The sequence below is a fragment of the Paenibacillus sp. genome, from assembly GCF_035645235.1.
Classification (GTDB): domain Bacteria; phylum Bacillota; class Bacilli; order Paenibacillales; family YIM-B00363; genus Paenibacillus_AE.
Map to the genome: position 1 here is coordinate 47,258 of NZ_DASQMZ010000140.1, position 18,614 is coordinate 65,871.

An 18,614-nucleotide genomic window follows, 5' to 3' on the forward strand; every position below is an offset into this window, starting at 1 on the left:
GCGGCGCCGTACAGGCGCCGCCGCCGGCGGGCTCATCGGTAGCGCGACTCGCGCCCCGCGCGCCAAACCGCGATACTCAGGTAGCTCAGCACCGCGAACAGCACCGAGATAATCATGGTGTGCAGCAGCGTGCCGATGACATAGCTTCCGGTTCCCATCAACGCCATCAACAGCCCGCCGCTCAGCACCTGCGCCGTGACCAGCACGAGCGCCCACGCCGCGCCGCCGGCGAGTTCGCGATATTCCGCGTACGCCCGCCGCGTCGCGAGCGCGAGCAGCAGCACGACGGCGAGCAGCAGATAGGCGGCAGTCCGGTGCGTGAAGGCGACCGCGGTGGCCCCCTCCAGCGCCGACGGCACGAGCGCGCCGTTGCACAGCGGGAACCCCGCACAGCCGCCGCCCGAATCGGTGTGGCTCGTATACGCGCCCGTATATACGACGAGATAAGCGTACAACGTGGTCAGCCAGACGGCGGCTCGGTAACGCGCGGATACCGGCCGAGCCGGCAAGGCGAACGTCTCGCTGCGGTAGTACTCCCGCACGGACGTCACCGTCAATAACGTCAACGTGAAGGCGAGCAGCGAGATGCCGAAGTGCAGCGCGAGAATTTCGTCGGATTGCGGATTTTTCACCTGCGCGGCGCCGAGTCCGGCCTGGACGATCGTAAAAAACAACGCGCCGCCCGCGTACAGCCTCGGCGCCCGCCGAGGCACCCGCAAAAACACCGCGACCGCCGCCGCGAGAATGACGAGCCCCACGGCGCCGCTGACGACGCGATGGCTGTATTCGATAATGGACGTGATCGTATAATCCGGCACGAATTTGCCGTTGCACAACGGCCAGTCGTCGCCGCAGCCTCTGCCCGATTCCGTCTGCGTCACCGTCGCCCCCATCAGCAGCACGAGGAACATCCCGATGCAAGCCGCGAGCGCCAGCGCTTGCACTCCTCTACCCTTACGCATGGACATAAACAAAACTCCCAAGTTCGATAAAATGGCATTGCCTTTCCGTTAACGCTTGTCTCTGCTCATTATATCGATATCCGCGGGGAAACGCCATTTCGCGACTCTGAACATTGTTTGAACGCGGCCGGCTTCGGCGCCGGCCCAGAGCAAACGAAAAAAACCTCCCCTCCGTCGCCCGACGACCCGGGGAGCCGGGCGGCGGGGAACGGAGGAGAGGTTCGTCGGTCGTCGTCGGGAGCGCCGCGACGCGGCTACTCTCCCGCCTTCGCGAGCGCTTCGGACACTTGCAGCACCCGATCGAAGAAGCCTTCGATTTCTTCTCGCGTCTTCCGAAGCTTGCTAATAAACGAGATCGTCTCCTTGCCTTCGCGGAACGCGATAAAGCTCGGAATGCCGAGCACGCCGTACCGCTCGCCGAGCTCCGGCAACGCGTCCCGATCCACGACGAGCAGCGTCAACCGATCCGCGTATTTCGCCGCGACATCCGGCATGAACGGGTCGATATAGACGCAATCCTTGCACCAGTCCGCCTTAAACAGCGCCACCGTCGGCTTGCTCGATCGTATCGCTTCGTCGAACGCCGCGACGCTTTCCACCTTCGCCATGCTCATCTTCGCATCAAAACTCCTTCGTAATCGTGACGATGCCGAGCGAACCGTTCCATTCCGCCTTGCCCCCGAGCGCTTTCGTGATGAAGGCGATCGGGACGAACGTCGACTGGTTAATAATTTCCGGCGCCTCCGGGAGGGCCGTCTCCTGCCCGTTCACCGTCGCCGTCGTCTTGCCGACGACCATCTCGATCGTGATGCCCTCTTCCGCGTCCGCGATCGTGATCGTCTGCGTCGCGCCGTCCCAGCCGACCGTCGCGTCGAGCTGCTCGCTGACGTAACGGACCGGAACCATCGTCGTGCCCGCCCCCTTAATATACGGAGAAACGCCGTCCGGTACGCTCGCGTTTTCGCCCATATACATGTCGAACGCATGCCGCGTCGCGCGCAGGTCGTTCTTCAGGATGTCATACAGCAGCGAATCCTTCTCGATGTTGTCGAGACGGTCGCGCGGCTTCGCGTCCAGCGGGAAGTCGGCCGCCGCGCCGACGTACGTCTTCGCGTCGACGTCGCCGTTCACGTTCCACCAACGGCTCTCCAATTCGATGCGGATCGACTCGAGCCCGTCCGCTTCCCCTTCGGCCGGCTCCAGCACCAGGCCTACGTTCATGCCGGCCGGCTGGGCGCCGTCGAGCAGCAGCTCGACCTTAAGGCCGCTGTCCGCCGAGAACGGCAGCTCCATCTCCTCCGTCGCCGAGCTTTGCAGCTCCTCCGCGAGCGATTGCAGCTCCGGCGCCAGCGACGTATAAATCAACTCGACCATCAATGTCTTGTTGTCCATGAGCTGCGACATGAACGGGTCTTCCGACGCGCCCGTCAGCTCCCCGAGCACCGGCTTCAACGTATCGTACAACGAGCCGATCAGTTCCTTGAGCCCGGCTTCGTCTGAGGCGACGTTCCCGATCGCCGTCGCCAGCATGCCGAGAAGCTCCTCGAAGTCGGCTTCCATGGTCACCTTCGCGAGCGTCTTCGTCGCGCCGTCGATCGTCTCGGTCGTCGTGCCGACCGTCGTCGACGCCGGATTCGGCACGTGACTCGCGACGTACGCGATAAGCTTCTTCACCGCCTCGCGGCCGGCGTCCTGCTGAAGCACGTCGGACAGCTGCGACGCGTCGAAAGGCAGATCGGCGGACGCTTCGGCGCCGAACGTCGACGTCAAATCGAGCTTGAACGGCTTCACCGCGCCTTCGACGTCGACGACGAGTTCGTCCTCGTTCATATAAAACGAGAAAGGCAGATTTCCCTTCGGGAGCTGAAGCTCCCCTTCCATCGACACCGTCTGCTCGTCCTCCTGCAGCATCTCGGTCACGACGATCGCGCCGCTGCCGAATGCTTGAAGGATTCTGTCGCCTTCCGCGTCGGCGGCGTCGCCGGCGATGTCCCAACGCAAATTCATCGTGCCTTCGCTCGATTGCACGTCGTACATCGATGCGACCGCCCCGTTCAAATCCACCCCGCCGACCGCTTCGCAGCCGACGGCTGCGATCATCGACCCTGCGGCGACGGCCGACAGCAGCCAACGTTTCCCCTTAACCTTCACCATGTTTCCTCCGTTCTTCTCCCGGCTTTCGCTTCTTTCCCACGCTATAATTATAGCTCGTTGCCGGCGGAAATGCATGATTTCTTTGCTAGACTTGGGAAAAGGTTCATGCCGCCGCCGTTCCTTGGATACACTGAAGCAGGAGGCGAATCGGATGCACACCAAGGAGCGAACGGTATGGGAGCGATGGCGATCGAGGCTGGCGGCGTGGTTCGGGGCGGGAGCGGCGGAAGCGGCTCCCTCCGCCGAGATCCGCATCGACCCGCGAGAGCGGAACCGGCTGTTGGCGCGGCTGCGCCGGCCGGACGAACCCGCGTCCGGCCTCGGCGCGGAGGCGGCGCGCACGATCGAAAGCATTCTTGCGCAGACGAGAGCGAACAACCGGGACAACGTGACCCGGACGAACGCGTACCGGGAGTTTTACATCCGGCATCCGGAGGTGCACTGGGCGTTCCTGGCCCACATGGTGTCCCGCAACGGCGGCTGGAATATGACGGATTTGCAGGGCGAGCTGCTGCCGAGACTGCTCGCCGCGTCCACGCGGGATCGGCTGTTCGACATGCTGGAAGACGCCAACGCGTTCATTTTCGGGGACGCCTATCCGCAGCTGCTCCTATACGAGGAAAGCCGACGGGTCGGCAAGCCCCTCTTCTCGCTGCTGCCGGCGTTCGGCGTCTCGCGGTTTATGCGCCCCGTGTGGGAACGGTTTTGGGAGACGGGGAACGCCGCGCTGCTGACGGTCGCCCTCATCGTCAACGAGCAGCATTACATCGAAGGACGCGTCGTGCGGGACCCCGGCGTGCAAGCCCATGTGCTGGCATCTCTGCCGTTCCAGGCGCAAGCGGCGCTGCAGCTGAATCAAGTGTATTTTCCGTACGGCGGGCGGGACGAGGCGGGCCGTCAGCGGTTGGCGGGGCTCATCTTGGCGAATTTCGGGGATCTGAAGGAGCGCATTGACGTCGGCAAGCGGCTGTACGCGCTCTTGTTCGGCGCGCCGGACGTCGCGGCGGGCGCGGAGGCGTTCGCGTCGCGGACGCCCCATACCGGTTCCCGGGCCGACTACTGGCCGGAGCTGTTCGCCCCGCTGCGCGCGTCTCCGCCGAGCGAAGACTATAAGCCGCGTCTCGACGGCGCGAAGCTGCGGCCGGGCGCGGAGCGCCTATTCAGCCCGCGCCTCGCGGCCGCGTGGAAAGCAAGACCGCTCCGGGAGCCGGAGCGGTACGATTGGCTGCGCGACCCGAGGGAGGCCTGCGCGTATGTCGCGGATGCGAAGGTGCATCCGCCGTACGAGATGGGCGCCGAAGCGTGCTACGGCATCAACAAGCTCGAGCTGGCCGCGGCGGCGAAGAGCGCCCTGCTGTAGCTCCGCCTCAGCGGACGAGGCGGGCTTTGCGCAGCCACGGCTCCGCGCGATCCCACAGCTTGCGGGCTTTCGGCGGCAGCGACGCGGCGTCCGCCGCCGCGAAGGCGCCGGTGCGAAGCAGCAGCGCCGGATAAAGCGACGCCGTCAGCCCCGCCGCGAGCGCGGTTTGCAGGAACGCGTCCCAGAACGAGACGCCGAACGGGCGCACGAACGCGTACGCCGCCCAGCCGACAGCGGCGCCGACGAGCGCTTGGATGAGGATCGTCGCCGCGAATCGGCTGCCCCGGCCGTCGAAGAAGGAGAAACGGACCAAGCGGCGCAGCGCGCGCAAATTGAGCGCCGTCGTTACCGCGAAGCAGAGCGCCGTCGCCGCCGCGACGCCGTAGACGCCGAGGAACGGCGCCAGCGCGAACGTCGCGGCGAGCTTGACCGCCACGCCGATCGCGATGTGCCGCATCGGCAGCTCCGGGCGGCCGAGCCCGAGCAAGATCGAGCCGGACGTCATCATGACGACCTGGAACAGCACCGAGACTACCATCGCGATAATAATCCACGAGCCTTCCGCATCCTGAAAAATCATTGTATTGAGCGAAAACGCGGCCGTCGCCAGCACGACGACGGCCGGCGCCCCGGAAAGCAGCGTCATGCGCAGCGCGAGCGACGTCTGCCGCTCCGTCTCCGCCTCGTCCCGCCTCGCGAACGCCGCCGAGACGATCGGCAGGATCGACTGGCTGAGCGCGATCGCAAAGATGACCGGAATGCCGGCGATCGCCTGCGCGCGCCCGGTGAGCAGTCCCTGAAGATGCTGCGCGAGCGCGTCGCCGTATTGCGCGAGCAGCAGCGGCTTCGTAGCGAGCGAATCGATCAAATAGACGGTCGGCACCGCGAGCGCCGTAATCGACACCGGGACGGAGAGCCGCAGGATCGCGCGGAAGATCGATCGAAACGACGAGACGTCGGCCGTCTCCCGCGCCGTCGGCGCCGCGGCGCCGACCTCGGGCGACAGCGTCGTCGCGACCGGCACGGCGACGGCGCCGCCGTCGCCCCCGGCCGCCGCGACGGCCCGTACGGCCGCCGCATCCCGTCGCAGCTTCCGCCCGTAATACAGCATGACGACCGCCGCGGCGACGGCCCCGAGCACGCCGCCGAACGAAGCGCCGGCCGCCGCCCAAGCGCCGCCCCATCCGAGCGCGAGCAGCCAATAGGCGAGCAGCACCGAGGAGACGACGCGCAAGATTTGCTCCCAAATTTGGGACAAGCCGTTGGCGCCCATGCGCTGCAGACCGTGGAAATATCCGCGTTCCACGGCGATCCACGGAAACACGATCAAAGCAGGCGCGAGCGCGCGGATCGCGAGCGTCGCGCTCGGATCCTTGTTGAGCGCCGCGAGCGCCGGCGCAAGCGCGTACACGAGGGCGGCGGCGACGATCCCGGCGCCCCAAGCGTACCGGTTCGCCGCGCGGCGGATCGCCTCGCCCTCCTCCGGCCGGCCGAGCGCCCGTTTCTCCGCGACCAGCTTCGCGATCGCGCTCGGAAAGCCCGCCGTCGCGAGCACGAGCAGCCACATATATACGTTATACGACGTCACGTAGGTCGACATGCCCGCGTCGTCGAGCAGCCGCTGCAGCGGGATCCGCTGCACGACGCCGAGCACTCGCGCGACGAGCGCGGCCCCGGCCAAAATCAAGGTGCCTCTCAGCAGCATTTTCCCGCTCAAATCCGCAATACCCCGTTTCTTATAAGCGAAGACGGCCCGAACGGGCCGCCTCGACGCCTTGCGTATTCGTTAGTTATTCCTTCGGCCGAATCGGCTCGAGCGGCTTCGCGTTGCCGTAGACCGGCTTCGCGCCGCGCGCCTGCGCCGCCCAACGAACGCCGTTGCGGATGACCTTCAGCACGTTCTCGTTATAGTACGTCGGATACGTCTCGTGCCCCGGACGGAAGTAGAATACCTTCCCTTGGCCGCGCCGGTACGTACAGCCGCTCCGGAACACTTCGCCGCCCTCGAACCAAGACACGAAGACGAGCTCGTCCGGCGCCGGAATGTCGAAATGCTCGCCGTACATCTCTTCCTGCGGCAATTCGAAATACTCGCCGAGGCCCGCGGCGATCGGGTGCGACGGATCGACGACCCAAATCCGCTCCTTCTCGTCCGCCTCGCGCCATTTCAAATCGCACGACGTACCCATCAGCCTCTTGAAAATTTTCGAGAAATGGCCGGAATGAAGCACGATAAGTCCCATACCTTCCCAAACGCGCCGTTGCACGCGGGCGACGATGTCGTCCTGCACCTGATCGTGCGCCATATGACCCCACCAAATCAGGACGTCGGTGTCCGCCAGGACGGCTTCCGTCAGCCCGTGCTCCGGCTCGTCGAGCGTCGCCGTGCGCGTCGCGATTCCTTCCTCCGAAAGGCCTTCCGCCAGCGCCCCGTGAATCCCTTTCGGATACACCGCGCGAACCTTTTCGTTCGTCTGCTCATGCCTGCCCTCGTTCCAAATCGTCACTCGAATGCTCACGTCGAATGCCCCTTCGTTCATAGAGTTGTAACTAGATTAAATGATCCAAACCAGAAATACAACAATCATGCCCGCCTGCAAAACGAACTTCGCCACGGTGCTCGCGAGCAGCCCGACCAGGGAGCCTACGCCCGCCTTCACGGCCGGCATCGGCTTCGAGCCGGCGATCAACTCGCCGACGACCGCGCCGGCGAACGGGCCGACGAGCAGCCCGAGGAAGGGGATCGGAATGACGAACGGCCCGACGATCAAGCCGACGACGCTGCCGATCACCGAGGCGCGCCCGCCCCCGAACCGTTTGACGCCGAGCGCGCTGACGGCGTAATCCGCGACGAAAATCACGACGACGATCGCCGTTTGAATCGTCCAAAACCAAAGGCCGAACTCCGACCAGCCGAAGAAGAATCCGTAGACGAAGAAGGCGCCGTAAATCGCCAGCGCGCCCGGCAGCACCGGGTACACGGCGCCGGCCATGCCGACGGCGAACAATAAGACGACGAGCGTCCAGCCGAGTATGTCCATCATAGCAAATACGTCCGGATGACGTGCGCGACGCCGTCTTCCTCGTTCGTCAGCGTCACCGCGTCGGCGATGCGCTTGACGGCGTCTTGCGCGTTGCCCATGGCGACGCCGAGCCCGGCCTCCCGGATCATGGCCGCGTCGTTCAAGCTGTCGCCGCAGGCGACGACCTCCCGCATGTCGCAGCCGAGCATCGCGCACACCTGGCGAAGCCCGGACGCCTTCGAAACGCCGAGCGGGTTCAGCTCGAGATTGTTCGGATGCGAATTGGTCGTCTCGAACGGTCGAGGCAGCGCGAGCACGTCCGCCGCGACGGCCGCGAGCGCGGCTTCGTCCTCCGTAAAGAAGCCGAACTTCAGCCATTCGGTCGAGAACGGATCCTCGAGCCAGTCGTTCTTGTTAAACACGCGATCGACCGAGTAGCCCCAGTACCACGTATCGTAGCGCAGCGCGATGTCCCGAAGCGAGACGATGTCCTCCGCCGGCATCGTCTCGCGCGAATGCAAGCGATCCGGCGACGCCCAAACTTCTCCGCCGTTCACGAGCACCATCGGCGACGTCAGCGCGAGCCGCTGCGCGAACGGCAACGCGCTGGCGTAGCCGCGCCCCGTCGCGAAGCACACCGCGATGCCGGCATCGATCGCCTCGCGAATCCATCGCTCGTTCGCGTCGCTGATCTCGCTCTTCTCGTTCAACAACGTGCCGTCCATATCCAATGCCAGCAGCTTATACGGCTTCCCCATTCCGTTCGCTCCTCCGCTCTCTGATCTATAATCGTACTAATTGTATATGATGACGGCGGGAAATCCAAAAAAAAGGTAGGCAAGCCCGCCAAAAAGAGGTAAAGTATTGATAAGTGTTATTTCGACATATTACGACATTTTTCAATGAAGGTGTATTCGATGGATGAGAAATACCTCATCGCGCTGGAAGTCGCTCTGACCTCGACGTTTCCGCAGTCCTTCGTCACGTTGCTGTTCGCCCTGAAGTTCTGGGGGTTCTGTTTGACGCGCCCTTGGCGGACGATTACGTTGTACTCGATTTTCGGATCGGCCTGCTTTTTCGTCATGTTGCTGCTCCCCGAGTCAGTGCGTCCCTTCAGCTTTATCGGGTATGGCAGCTTGATCTTAATTCTTCTGCGCGAGCTGCCCCTACGGGATCGAATCTTGACGATCGCCACGTTGACGATCCTGTTCATCTCCGTTGAAATTACGGTCATTTTCACGACGGTCAGCCTTAGGCTCGCCAATCAGGAAGTGCTGGCGGCCGACCCGCGAAGCGTGTTGAAATACATATGGATTGGCAACGCGGCACTCGGTGTGGCGGCCTTCTTCATGACCCGGTATCGGCTGGCTCCCGGCAAGCGAATTCACGCCTTCCTCCGTCAGCAGCACAACCGCCTCTTGTCCGGATTGGTGCTCCTGTTCGTGGGTAACATCATCGTCTCGTCCGCCGTGTTCTACTATGTTATGCAAAATCATCCCTTCGCAGCTTCCTATACGCTTGTCGTCGCGGCGATCGTCAGCGTGCTCATCCTGCTTTTCACGATTCGTTCCATCACGACCGTGAAAAACCAAGCGATTTTGACCACCCAAGAGACGTATGTCGACGAAATCCACAACTTGTTCACGACCATCCGCGGCCAACGCCACGATTTCTTAAACCATGTGCAGGTCATTCAAGCGTTCGTACGCAAAGGGAAAATGGACGAGCTGGAGCGTTACGTCTCCGAGCTCGTCGGCGAAATCGTCGAAATCAACGATCTGCTGCAAATCGGCCATCCCGCGCTGGCCGCGCTGATCAAGTCGAAGATGGTGTACGCGCTCGATCGAAAAATCGACTTCCGGTACACGTTCGAAGGCATGGACCGAATCGGACGAGGCATCGCGTCGGTCGATTATGTCAAGATCGCCGGCAATCTGCTCGATAACGCGCTCGACGAGGTGCTTCGCCGGCCGCCGGAAGATCGCTGGGTCGAGATCGCCGGCTGGACGGATGCGGATCACTTTTATTTGTCCGTTTCCAACCCGGTCTACGCCGTCTCGGAGGAGCAGAAAGCCAATATGTTCGTCCCCGGGTACACGACGAAAATCGGAGGCGGCCACGCCGGTCTCGGCCTGTCGATCGTTCGGGAACGCGTGCAGTATTACCAAGGCGAGCTGGACGTCAAGACGGAGGAAGACCAAGTGCTTTCGTTCCGCATCAAGCTGCCGCTTCGCATGCCTTCGATCGCGCAGTAATCCTAAAACTTATCTATGAAAAGGGGCTCGCCCGCGCATGAAGCGCACGGGGCGAGCCCTTTCTCTATGCGGTAAGCCGGAGCGGCGCCCGCGGAGGTTGTTGGACAGTCTACCTTGCGTTCGACGGCGCCGCGGGCGAGCGCCGCCCTGCGCGCACCTTATTTCGCAGCACCCCGTGCGACGGAGACAGCAACAGCGTGACGAGGAACAACAACCCGGCGACCGCGACCGTCGTGCCGGTGATCGACGATTCCAGCCAGGCGGCCGCGAAGTAACCGAGCACGACGCTCGCGGCGCCGTATCCGATCGCGCAGCCGATCATGGCCGACAGCCGCTCCGTCACCAAATACGCGCTCGCGGGCGGGATGACGAGCAGTCCGAGCACGAGGATCGCGCCGACGCTCTCGAACGAAGCAACCGTCGTCACGCTGACGAGTCCCATTAGCGCATAGTGAAACAACGCAACCGGAATGCCGACGGCCGCCGCCATGAACGGGTCGAACGCGCATAGCTTGAACTGTTTGTAAAACAAGCCGATGCAGCCGACGATGAGCAGCAGCGCAAGCCCGAGCGCCCAGATCGCTTTCGGGCCGATATCGGCGCCGAACAGCTCCAGCTTCGTCCATGGAACATAGTTGATTTCCCCGAACAAGACGCAATCGAGGTCTAAATCGACCTGATCGGCGTATAAGCTGACGAGCACGACGCCGACGGAAAACATCGCGGTAAAGATGACCCCGATCGAGGCGTCCGATTGCACCCCTTGCCGATGAAACCATTGTATGAGAAATACGGCCAGCAGCCCGACCGCCGACGCCGCGAGCAGCATCCACAACGAATCCCTCGACCCGGTGAGCAGGAAAGCGACGACGATGCCGGGCAGCACCGCATGCGAGATCGCGTCGCCGATCATCGCCATCCTCCGTAGCACCAGAAAACAGCCGACGATCGCGCACGCGGTCGCCACCATCAAGCCGGTCGCCAGGATGATCCATTCGTTCTGGCTCACGCCGACACCCCCTTCTCCGGCGCGCCGACGCGGGATGCTTTCACCCGATGCGCGTCTCTCTTCGCTTGCGCCTGCCGCAGCCGTTTCGCGACGAGCCCGCGCTGCGGCGCGAACAGCACCGACACAACGAAGATCGCCGTCGCGGCGAGTACCGCCAGCGGTCCGGTAGGCAGCTTGTTGGCCGCCGTGCTCGCGAACGTACCGAGCGCGCCGCTCGCCGCCCCGAAGACGCCGGCGAGCACGACCATGCCGCCGAGCCGATCGGTCCAATACCGGGCGGCGACGGCCGGCGTAATGAGCATCGCCGCCATCAGCACGACGCCGACCGCCTGTATGCCGACGACGACGGCGATCACCAACAGCAGCATAAGCAGCTGCTCCAGCGCGGCCGTAGGATACCCGATCATCCGGGCGAAGCCGGCGTCGAAACTGATCAGCTTGAAATGCTTAAAGAACAAGGCGCACGCCGCGACGAGGAACGCCGCTAACCCGGCCATCGTATAGACGTCCGCTTGGATCATCGCCGCCGCTTGACCGAATAAAAATTTATCGAGCCCCGCCTGACTGCCGCTGCCCGACTGTTGAATGCGCGTCAGCAGCATAATCCCGAGTCCGAAGAAGGCGGAAAGCACGATAGCGAGAGCCGCGTCCTGTTTAATGCGGCTGTGCCTCGTGATGAAGCCGATGCCGAACGTCGCGACCGCGCCGGCGACGGCTGCGCCGACCATAAAAAACCACAGCGATTTGATGCCCGTCAGCATAAACGCGATGCAAACGCCCGGCAGCGCCGCATGCGACAGCGCGTCGCCCATGAGCGACTGCTTCCGCAGGTACGCGAAGCTGCCGAGCACGCCGCTGCTCAACCCGAGCAGCGTCGTCGCAAGCAGAATCCATCGGATGTTCGGGTCCCGCAGCAATTCTAAGAGTAACATGGCAGCTTCACCTCGTTCCGATCAAGACGGGCGCCGCGTTACCGTCGCCTAAGACGGCCAGCTTGCCGCCGTAGGTCCGCTGGAGCTTCTCGGCGGTGAACACGTCCCGCGTCGGGCCGACGTCGATGACGGTTTTGTTTAAGAGCAGCACCCAATCGAAATATTCGGCGACGGTCGACAAGTCGTGGTGCACGACGAGCACCGTCTTGCCGTCCCGCTTCAAGGCGCCGAGCAGCGATACGATCGCCTTCTCCGTCGCCGCGTCGACGCCGACGAACGGTTCATCCATGAAGTACAGCTTCGCGTCCTGCGCCAGCGCTCTGGCAAGGAAGATGCGCTGCTGCTGCCCCCCGGACAGCTGGCTGATTTGGCGATCGGCGTATTCCGCCATGCCGACCTTCTCGAGCGCTTCCATCGCCGAATTCCGCTCGCGGGCGCCCGGCCGTTGAAACCAGCCGAGTCGGCCGTATGTGCCCATCGTGACGACATCGAGGGCGTTCGTCGGAAAATCCCAGTCCACCGACTCCCGCTGCGGCACATAACCGACGAGCTTTCGTTGCTCTCTATACGGCTTGCCGTACAGGAGCGCCTCGCCCGAGGCGACCGGCAGCAAGCCCAAAACCGACTTGATCAGCGTCGACTTGCCGGCCCCGTTCGGGCCGACGATGCCGATGAGCTTGCCTTCCGGAATCGAGAACGTTACGTCCTCGAGAACCGGCTTCTTCTGATATGCGACCGTAAGTCCTTGCACGGCCAGCGGCGGTCGATTCGTCATGCTTCGTCCCTCCCTTTACTTCAACGCGTTCGCGATCGTGTCCACGTTGTACTTCACCATGCCGAGATACGTGCCTTCCGGCGTACCGGCCTCGCCCATCGCGTCGGAATACAGCGTGCCGCCCTCCGCGATGTCGTGCCCAAGCTCCCTGGCGCCTTCGATGACGGCGGTGATCGATCGGTCCGATACGCTGGTTTCCACGAAGATCGCTTTGATTTTCTTCGCCACCAAGTAATCCCGCAAATCCGTGACGTCCTTGCTCCCCGCTTCCGAGGCGGTGCTGATCCCCTGCAAACCCCTGACCTCGATATCGTACGCCTTCCCGAAATAACCGAACGCGTCGTGCGCCGTGACGAGCACCCGCCGTTCCTTCGGGATGCCCGCGATCGTCTCACGGACGTAGGCATCCAGCTTCTCCAGTTCCGCCGCATAAGCGGCGGCGTTCGCTTCGTACGCGGCCGCGTTCTCCGGATCGAGCCTCGACAATTCGTCCTTCACCGTCTCCGCCGCGACCATCCATAGACGGACGTCGAACCAGATATGCGGATCGTACGCCTTCCCCCCGTTATCCGACACCTCGATCAGCGAGGCGGGCTCGATCGTTTCCGCGACGGCGATCGTCGGCTTGCGCTCGGCCATCTCCTCGAATACTTCCGTCATCTTGCCTTCCAAATGCAGCCCGTTGTAAAAAATAATATCCGCGTCCTCGAATTTCGAAATGTCTCCTTGCGTCGCTTTATACAGATGCGGGTCGACCCCCGGCGGCATAATGCCCACGACCTGTACGTGCTCGCCCCCGACGTTCTCGACGAGGTCCGTAATTTGTCCGATCGTCGTCGTGACCCTAAGCTTCCCATGGCCGCCGTCTCCGGCGGTCGGAGCCGCTCCGCTGCAGCCCGCGGTCGCCATGGCGACGACCGCCGCCCCGATCGCGATCGCCGCCCGGACGAACGCGCCGTTGCCTCCCCGTCGTCTCGTCAACTTATCCATCGTTCCGATCCTCTCCCATCGTTTGTGGCGTGTGCCACGTATGTTGTCTTTCCACCTATTTGTTTTATATGGTTATAAGTGTTGTACTTATTACTTTTAATTTATATTATACAATTGTTTTGCACTTGTGCAACATTTAGATCAAAAAAGGATGTCCTCGGTTCCGTCAATGTCGAATTGACGTCGGGACATCCCTCTGTGTTATTCCGTCGGCGCCGGCGTTTCGTCCGGAACGCCGGATTGCGTATCTGGGTTTACGGTCGGAAGCGGCTGCGCCGCGAGCGGTCCCGCCGGCTTGCCGTCAAATCCGACGTGCTCGTAGTACGCTTCGAAAATTTTCGCGGCGATCGGCGCGGCGCCCCAAGCGCCGAAACCGCCCCACGGCACGACGACGGCGACGGCAAGCTTCGGGTTATCCGCCGGCGCGAACGCGATGAACACCGAATTGTCGATCTTTCCCGCGGCCGTATCCTGCTCGGACGTTCCGGTCTTGGAGGCGACCTCGAACGGCAGGTGGCCGAACCATTGCTGCAGCGTGTTGCTTCTTGTGACAGACTTCATGCCCGCATGAACGGCGTCCCAATGCGACGGGTCGAACGACTCCTCGTTTAATACGACCGGCTCGATCGTGTCGATCGTGTTGCCCTCGAAATCGGTTACTTTCTCCACAAAGTTCGGCTTCATCCGTTTCCCGCGGTTCGCCATCATCGCGGTATACTGCGCGAGCTGCAGCGTCGTGTACCGGCCCTGTTGCCCGAACGAGGCCATGACCATCGCGTTCTGCACGCTTCCGCGCGTATCTTTGCTGTTATAATCGAGCACGCCCGCGGTCTCCATCGGCAAGCCGCTGCCCGTCGGTGTGCCGAGTCCGAACTTCTTCATATATTCGTCCCAAACCTTGATCGGACCGCCGTTTTCCCCGCCGTAGCGCTCGTACAACTTCTCCCCGACCATCGCCGCCATGAATGTGTTTGACGAGACGCGGATCGCTTCCGCCGGCGTAATGTTGCCGTAAATATGGCCTTCCGAATTGCCGATCGACGCCGAGTCGTTGCGGCCGTAGTAGAAGCGCCCTCTATCCGAATAGCGGGTCGTAGGAGTGTAGAATCCCTCGTTGAGACCGATCAGCACGGTAAGCGGCTTCAGCGTCGAGCCGAGCGGCACGATCGACGACGGGTAGCGCGCCCGGTTCTCGCCCTCCGGCACGTCCGGGTATACCGTCTTAATCGTTCCGTTCTGATAAAACGGTTCGATCTGTTTATACACGCTCGGCGGCATCGTCGCACCGGACCAGACGTTCGAGTCGTAATCCGGCATCGACGCCATCGCCACGACGTTGCCCGTGTCGACCTCCATCGCGACGGCGTAGCCTGCGAGCGCGTTCTTGCCCATGGACGGGTATTTCCCGGTCGCGGTCTTCATATAAGCGATCTGATCCATGATCGACTGCTCCGCCGTAAGCTGCACGTCCTTATCGAGCGTGAGATGAATGTTGTCGCCCTTCTTCGGCGGGATCGTCGTCACCGGGCCGACGATTTGCTCCAAGCTGTTAACCGGATAATTGCGTTGTCCGCTCTTCCCGCGCAGCGTAGCTTGGTACAAAAATTCGAGCCCGTCGAAGCCGACCTGCTCCATCCGAAGATAGTCCTTCGTCGCTTCTTCGTTTTTATAGTAATCCAAGTACTCCGCGCTTAAATTCGCCGAGCTGGAGAACGGCTTCAAGTAACCGACGAGCTGCACCGCGATCGTATTCGAATCGTAGTGGCGCACGCTCTCCTCGGTCACGTCGATGCCGGGGAACTTCTCCGGGTGCGACATCAAATAAGCGATCTCTTTATTCGTCAGCCCCGACTTGACGCGCCGCGGCTCATAATTGTAATTGGCCATCGTCTTGCGTTCGCCGTTCCAGTCGTAGCCGACGTCCATTGCGGCGAACACCTCTTCCACCGTCGGCGGCCCGTCCGGGTAATTCCCGTACTTCGCGAACAGCTTCGTCAATTCCGTCGCGAGCGCCTTATGATCCTCGAGCTTCTTGCCCGGCTCCATCCGGTAATAGGCCGACTGGGTCGACGTCGAATAGGCGATCGGATATCCGTTGCGGTCGTAAATATTGCCCCGAATCGGCGGAATGAGCACGGTGCGCGTCGTCCGGTCGGATTCTTGCATCGACAGCGTCTTCCCTTCGACGAACTGAATGAATGCAAGACGAACGATCAGGACGGAAAACAGTAAAAAGACCGTAAAGAAAAACACGTTGATTCGGAACGTAAAATGGCGGCGCTTCGCGATTTCGTTCTTCTGCGCGTCGCCCTCGTGCGTAAATCGATTCAAGCCCCGCTCTCCTCCTTCCTATGCGAATGGCCGTCCGGCGCCTTATTATGAATTATGCTTCGCGCCGTCCAGGAACGCCCGGATCGTGGCGTCGATTTCGAACGTGCCGATGCGCACGCCTTTCCAGAAGACGGTTACCTCGTTCGAGCCCTCTTTGCCTTCCACCCGAACCGACGACGTAAAGACGGCGTACGTGCCGTCGGCTTTCGACTCGTACTGCGCGTCGATCGCGCCGGCGACGAGCGCTTGGAACGCCTGATCCTTCGCCTCGGCCAGCATTTGATCGCTCATCGTCGTCAGCTCGTCCTTGTAGTTCGCGCCGTACGTCAGGACCGCCGCGACGATCGCGAGCGCAAGCACCCATTTCAACACCGTCTTGACGACGCTGACGACGACGAGCAGCGCGACGACCGCCGCCAAGATAACCCACCATTTGTCCTGCACGAACGCGATCCATTGCTCCGGTACCATCCTTCGCTCCCCCTGCTCCCATGCGTTTCGATTACGCTCTTAGTCTATGCTCATTATACATCATTATGGTCTATGATGCCGCGCCCGTCCATAGATCTAAAGGAGACAAGGAGGGAAGCAACCGTGAAAACCGTCATGTGGTTGTACTTGTTCATTTTTGTCGCTTTCTTCGACCTGCATGCGCAATTCCCGATGCTGACGCCGTTCGCGATATCGCTCGGCGCGGCCCCCTCGTTCATCGGATTTATCATGGGCATTTATTCGCTGACCCATCTGCCCGGCAATTTGCTCGCCGGGTACAGCGTGGACCGCTTCGGCAGCAAGCCGTTTATCGTCTTGAGCCTGATCGCCGCCGGCATCTTATTAATCGCGCAAGGGCACGTCCAAAACCCATGGCAGCTTCTCGCCGTCCGCTCCGTCAGCGGCTTCGTGCTGGCGTTCCTCTCGCCTGCTTGTTTGGCGCTGCTCGCGAAGCTCGCGCGCGACAAGGTGCACCAGAGCAAGCTGATGTCCGGCAACGGCCTCGTCCACACGCTCGCCTCCGTCGTATCGCCGGCCGCAGGCGCCTTGCTCGTCGCCAAATTCGGTTTCACCTCTGCCTTCGTCGCCCTTGGGTGGGGGCTGATCGTCACCGGCGTGCTGGCCGCTTTCGGCGTGAAGGAGCGAGGCGCCGTCCCGTCGACGGCCCCGAAGTTGCAGCCCGGCGGCGCGCTGCCGGAGAAGGGGCGGCTGCCTTGGCTGTTTTACGGCGTTCCGCTCGCCCTCTCTTGCTCGCAAGGCATTCTGTTTTTTGAATTGCCGCTGCTTGCCGAGTCGCGCACGTCCGTCGTCGAAACCGGCATCCTCTTCTCGCTCGTCAGCATCGGGGCGCTCGTCACGCTCGCCATGGTGTTTCTCAATCATACCCCGCCGCTGCTGCGCACGACGTTCGGCGCCCTCGCGCTCGCGCTCGTCTTCTTCGGGCTCGCGATGCGCTGGCCGGTGCCGCTGCCGGTATCGCTCCTGTTGATCGGCATGGCGAAGGGCATCATCTTTCCCGCGCTCGCCGCGTTGCTCGCCTCGATCACCGATGCCGGCAAGTACGGCCGCGTCTTCTCCGTGCTGTCGATCGCCTTCTCGCTCGGCGCGTTCTTCGGCCCGATCGTCGCCGGCCAAGTCCGCGATCATATCTCGCCTTATTTTATCGCTTTCCTTGTCCTGATGGGCGCGGTAGCGCTCCTGCCTCCTCCGCACAAGAAGACGAATCCGACCTCGACGCGAACGAAGACGACGTAAGCCGCAGCGACCGTTCGACATTTCCCGGGGAATGGTTACAATAAATTTAAGGCATAATCCCTTGCTACATGTCGAAATAAAGAGCGGAGGCAGCCATGGATTTCGTCATCATCGTCGAAGGCAAGAACGATCGAAGCCGTCTTGCGCGCCTGCTGTCGAAGGACGTTCCGATCTTCTGCACGTTCGGCACCCCGGGCTCGAAACAGCTGCAGCGGCTGATCAAGGACGTCGGCGATCGAGCCGTATATATTTATACCGATAACGACGCCTCGGGCAAGCGCATCCGGAGCATGCTGCGGGACGTCTTCCCCGACGCGGAGCAGCTGTATACGAAAGCCGGCTACGCCGGCGTCGAAGGAACGCCGGAAGAGCATCTGATCCGACAATTGGAAAAGGCCGGGCTCGAGGAATACATCGTGTATCCCGAACCCGACCTTCCCCCGTACCCTTCGCCCGATTAAGAGTTAATGAGTTTCATCACGTCTTTGGCGATCAATTCGTCGTTTAAATCGTCGGTGCTGTATTTTTTCCGAATTTGATTGTCCCCGTCGATCAGGAGGACGACATTCGCATGAATGTAAAATCCGGTTTCCTCGTCCTTCCGATACAGGATGCCGTAATCGTCCGCGATCGCCTGCGTCTCTTCGACGGTGCCGCGGAGGAACTTCCAGCCGCTTGTGTCCGCGTTCATGTTCGCGGCGTATTTGGCGAGATTTTCCGCCGTATCCCGCTCCGGGTCGATCGTCACCTGATAAATCAGCGCCTTGTCCCCGAACACGCCCTCCTCGACCAGCCGGTCCTGCACGCGCGATAGCATGTGGCTCGTCGGCGGACAGACGTCTGGACAATTCGCGAAGAAGAAATAGAGCAGTTTCACCTGTCCGATCGACTTCTCCATCGTCACCGGCTCCCCGGCCGTGTCCGTCAACGTGAACGGCGCGGCAGGCCCCTGCATCGGGAACGGCGGCTCTTTCTCTCCCCCAAAGTACACGTACCCGATCGCCGCGAGCAGCACGACGGACACCCCAGCCATCGTCAATTTATACCAATGCTTACGCCAAAACCCGTTCATCTCGA

18 protein-coding genes are annotated in these 18,614 nt (G+C 62.1%); 4 read left to right on the forward strand and 14 right to left on the reverse strand.

Going from position 1 to position 18,614, the window contains the following annotated elements; all coding sequences use genetic code 11:
• Positions 1 to 32: 32 nt before the first annotated feature.
• The 3 genes from VEZ38_RS13865 to VEZ38_RS13875 form a co-directional block, all read right to left on the reverse strand.
• Positions 33 to 968 carry a COX15/CtaA family protein gene (locus VEZ38_RS13865; protein ID WP_324894356.1) on the reverse strand — a complete coding sequence of 312 codons (936 nt, stop codon included), beginning with the start codon at positions 966 to 968 and terminating at the stop codon, positions 33 to 35.
• A gap of 248 nt (positions 969 to 1,216) precedes the next feature.
• Positions 1,217 to 1,570: a thioredoxin family protein gene (locus tag VEZ38_RS13870; protein WP_324894426.1), complete on the reverse strand. Its 354-nt coding sequence runs from the start codon at positions 1,568 to 1,570 to the stop codon at positions 1,217 to 1,219.
• A 13-nt stretch (positions 1,571 to 1,583) separates the two neighbouring features.
• The gene (locus VEZ38_RS13875) at positions 1,584 to 3,116 is read right to left on the reverse strand and encodes a copper amine oxidase N-terminal domain-containing protein (protein WP_324894358.1); all 1,533 of its coding nucleotides are present in this window, start codon (positions 3,114 to 3,116) and stop codon (positions 1,584 to 1,586) included.
• 151 nt (positions 3,117 to 3,267) lie between these two features.
• Here VEZ38_RS13875 and VEZ38_RS13880 point away from each other — a divergent pair, with 151 nt between their 5' ends.
• Entirely contained in the window at positions 3,268 to 4,476 is a 1,209-nt protein-coding gene (locus tag VEZ38_RS13880; protein ID WP_324894360.1) for a DUF2515 family protein, read from the forward strand.
• A 7-nt stretch (positions 4,477 to 4,483) separates the two neighbouring features.
• On the opposite strand, the gene VEZ38_RS13885 is transcribed toward VEZ38_RS13880, so the two are convergent.
• From VEZ38_RS13885 to VEZ38_RS13900, 4 genes are all read right to left on the reverse strand, one after another.
• On the reverse strand, positions 4,484 to 6,193 hold the full coding sequence (locus VEZ38_RS13885; RefSeq protein WP_324894362.1) for a polysaccharide biosynthesis protein: 1,710 nt from the start codon (positions 6,191 to 6,193) through the stop codon (positions 4,484 to 4,486).
• A gap of 73 nt (positions 6,194 to 6,266) precedes the next feature.
• Complete coding sequence (locus tag VEZ38_RS13890) at positions 6,267 to 6,995, reverse strand: ThuA domain-containing protein (RefSeq protein ID WP_324894364.1); 729 nt, start codon at positions 6,993 to 6,995, stop codon at positions 6,267 to 6,269.
• A gap of 36 nt (positions 6,996 to 7,031) precedes the next feature.
• On the reverse strand, positions 7,032 to 7,517 hold the full coding sequence (locus tag VEZ38_RS13895; RefSeq protein WP_324894428.1) for a DUF456 domain-containing protein: 486 nt from the start codon (positions 7,515 to 7,517) through the stop codon (positions 7,032 to 7,034).
• Entirely contained in the window at positions 7,517 to 8,257 is a 741-nt protein-coding gene (locus tag VEZ38_RS13900; RefSeq protein ID WP_324894366.1) for a Cof-type HAD-IIB family hydrolase, read from the reverse strand. The genes VEZ38_RS13895 and VEZ38_RS13900 overlap by 1 nt, the downstream gene beginning before the upstream one ends.
• A 159-nt stretch (positions 8,258 to 8,416) precedes the next feature.
• Here VEZ38_RS13900 and VEZ38_RS13905 point away from each other — a divergent pair, with 159 nt between their 5' ends.
• Positions 8,417 to 9,754 (forward strand): sensor histidine kinase, encoded by a 1,338-nt coding sequence (locus VEZ38_RS13905; protein WP_324894368.1) that lies wholly within the window; start codon positions 8,417 to 8,419, stop codon positions 9,752 to 9,754.
• A gap of 109 nt (positions 9,755 to 9,863) precedes the next feature.
• On the opposite strand, the gene VEZ38_RS13910 is transcribed toward VEZ38_RS13905, so the two are convergent.
• The 6 genes from VEZ38_RS13910 to VEZ38_RS13935 all read right to left on the reverse strand — a co-directional run bounded on the left by VEZ38_RS13910 (position 9,864) and on the right by VEZ38_RS13935 (position 16,262).
• Positions 9,864 to 10,763, reverse strand: coding sequence for a metal ABC transporter permease (locus tag VEZ38_RS13910; protein WP_324894370.1), 900 nt, complete (start codon positions 10,761 to 10,763; stop codon positions 9,864 to 9,866).
• Complete coding sequence (locus VEZ38_RS13915) at positions 10,760 to 11,695, reverse strand: metal ABC transporter permease (RefSeq protein WP_324894372.1); 936 nt, start codon at positions 11,693 to 11,695, stop codon at positions 10,760 to 10,762. The genes VEZ38_RS13910 and VEZ38_RS13915 overlap by 4 nt, the downstream gene beginning before the upstream one ends.
• A 7-nt stretch (positions 11,696 to 11,702) precedes the next feature.
• The gene (locus VEZ38_RS13920; RefSeq protein ID WP_324894374.1) at positions 11,703 to 12,470 is read right to left on the reverse strand and encodes a metal ABC transporter ATP-binding protein; all 768 of its coding nucleotides are present in this window, start codon (positions 12,468 to 12,470) and stop codon (positions 11,703 to 11,705) included.
• A 15-nt stretch (positions 12,471 to 12,485) separates the two neighbouring features.
• Positions 12,486 to 13,460, reverse strand: coding sequence for a metal ABC transporter solute-binding protein, Zn/Mn family (locus VEZ38_RS13925; RefSeq protein WP_324894376.1), 975 nt, complete (start codon positions 13,458 to 13,460; stop codon positions 12,486 to 12,488).
• 201 nt (positions 13,461 to 13,661) lie between these two features.
• On the reverse strand, positions 13,662 to 15,791 hold the full coding sequence (locus VEZ38_RS13930; protein ID WP_324894378.1) for a peptidoglycan D,D-transpeptidase FtsI family protein: 2,130 nt from the start codon (positions 15,789 to 15,791) through the stop codon (positions 13,662 to 13,664).
• A 45-nt stretch (positions 15,792 to 15,836) separates the two neighbouring features.
• Positions 15,837 to 16,262 carry a hypothetical protein gene (locus VEZ38_RS13935; RefSeq protein ID WP_324894380.1) on the reverse strand — a complete coding sequence of 142 codons (426 nt, stop codon included), beginning with the start codon at positions 16,260 to 16,262 and terminating at the stop codon, positions 15,837 to 15,839.
• 123 nt (positions 16,263 to 16,385) lie between these two features.
• Here VEZ38_RS13935 and VEZ38_RS13940 point away from each other — a divergent pair, with 123 nt between their 5' ends.
• Both VEZ38_RS13940 and VEZ38_RS13945 read left to right on the forward strand, forming a co-directional pair.
• Entirely contained in the window at positions 16,386 to 17,537 is a 1,152-nt protein-coding gene (locus VEZ38_RS13940) for an MFS transporter (protein WP_324894382.1), read from the forward strand.
• A 95-nt stretch (positions 17,538 to 17,632) separates the two neighbouring features.
• Positions 17,633 to 17,998: a toprim domain-containing protein gene (locus VEZ38_RS13945; RefSeq protein WP_324894384.1), complete on the forward strand. Its 366-nt coding sequence runs from the start codon at positions 17,633 to 17,635 to the stop codon at positions 17,996 to 17,998.
• Here VEZ38_RS13945 and VEZ38_RS13950 read toward each other — a convergent pair.
• Positions 17,995 to 18,609, reverse strand: coding sequence for an SCO family protein (locus tag VEZ38_RS13950; RefSeq protein WP_324894386.1), 615 nt, complete (start codon positions 18,607 to 18,609; stop codon positions 17,995 to 17,997). The two genes, VEZ38_RS13945 and VEZ38_RS13950, sit on opposite strands and share 4 nt — an antisense overlap.
• Between the last annotated feature and the right edge of the window lie 5 nt (positions 18,610 to 18,614).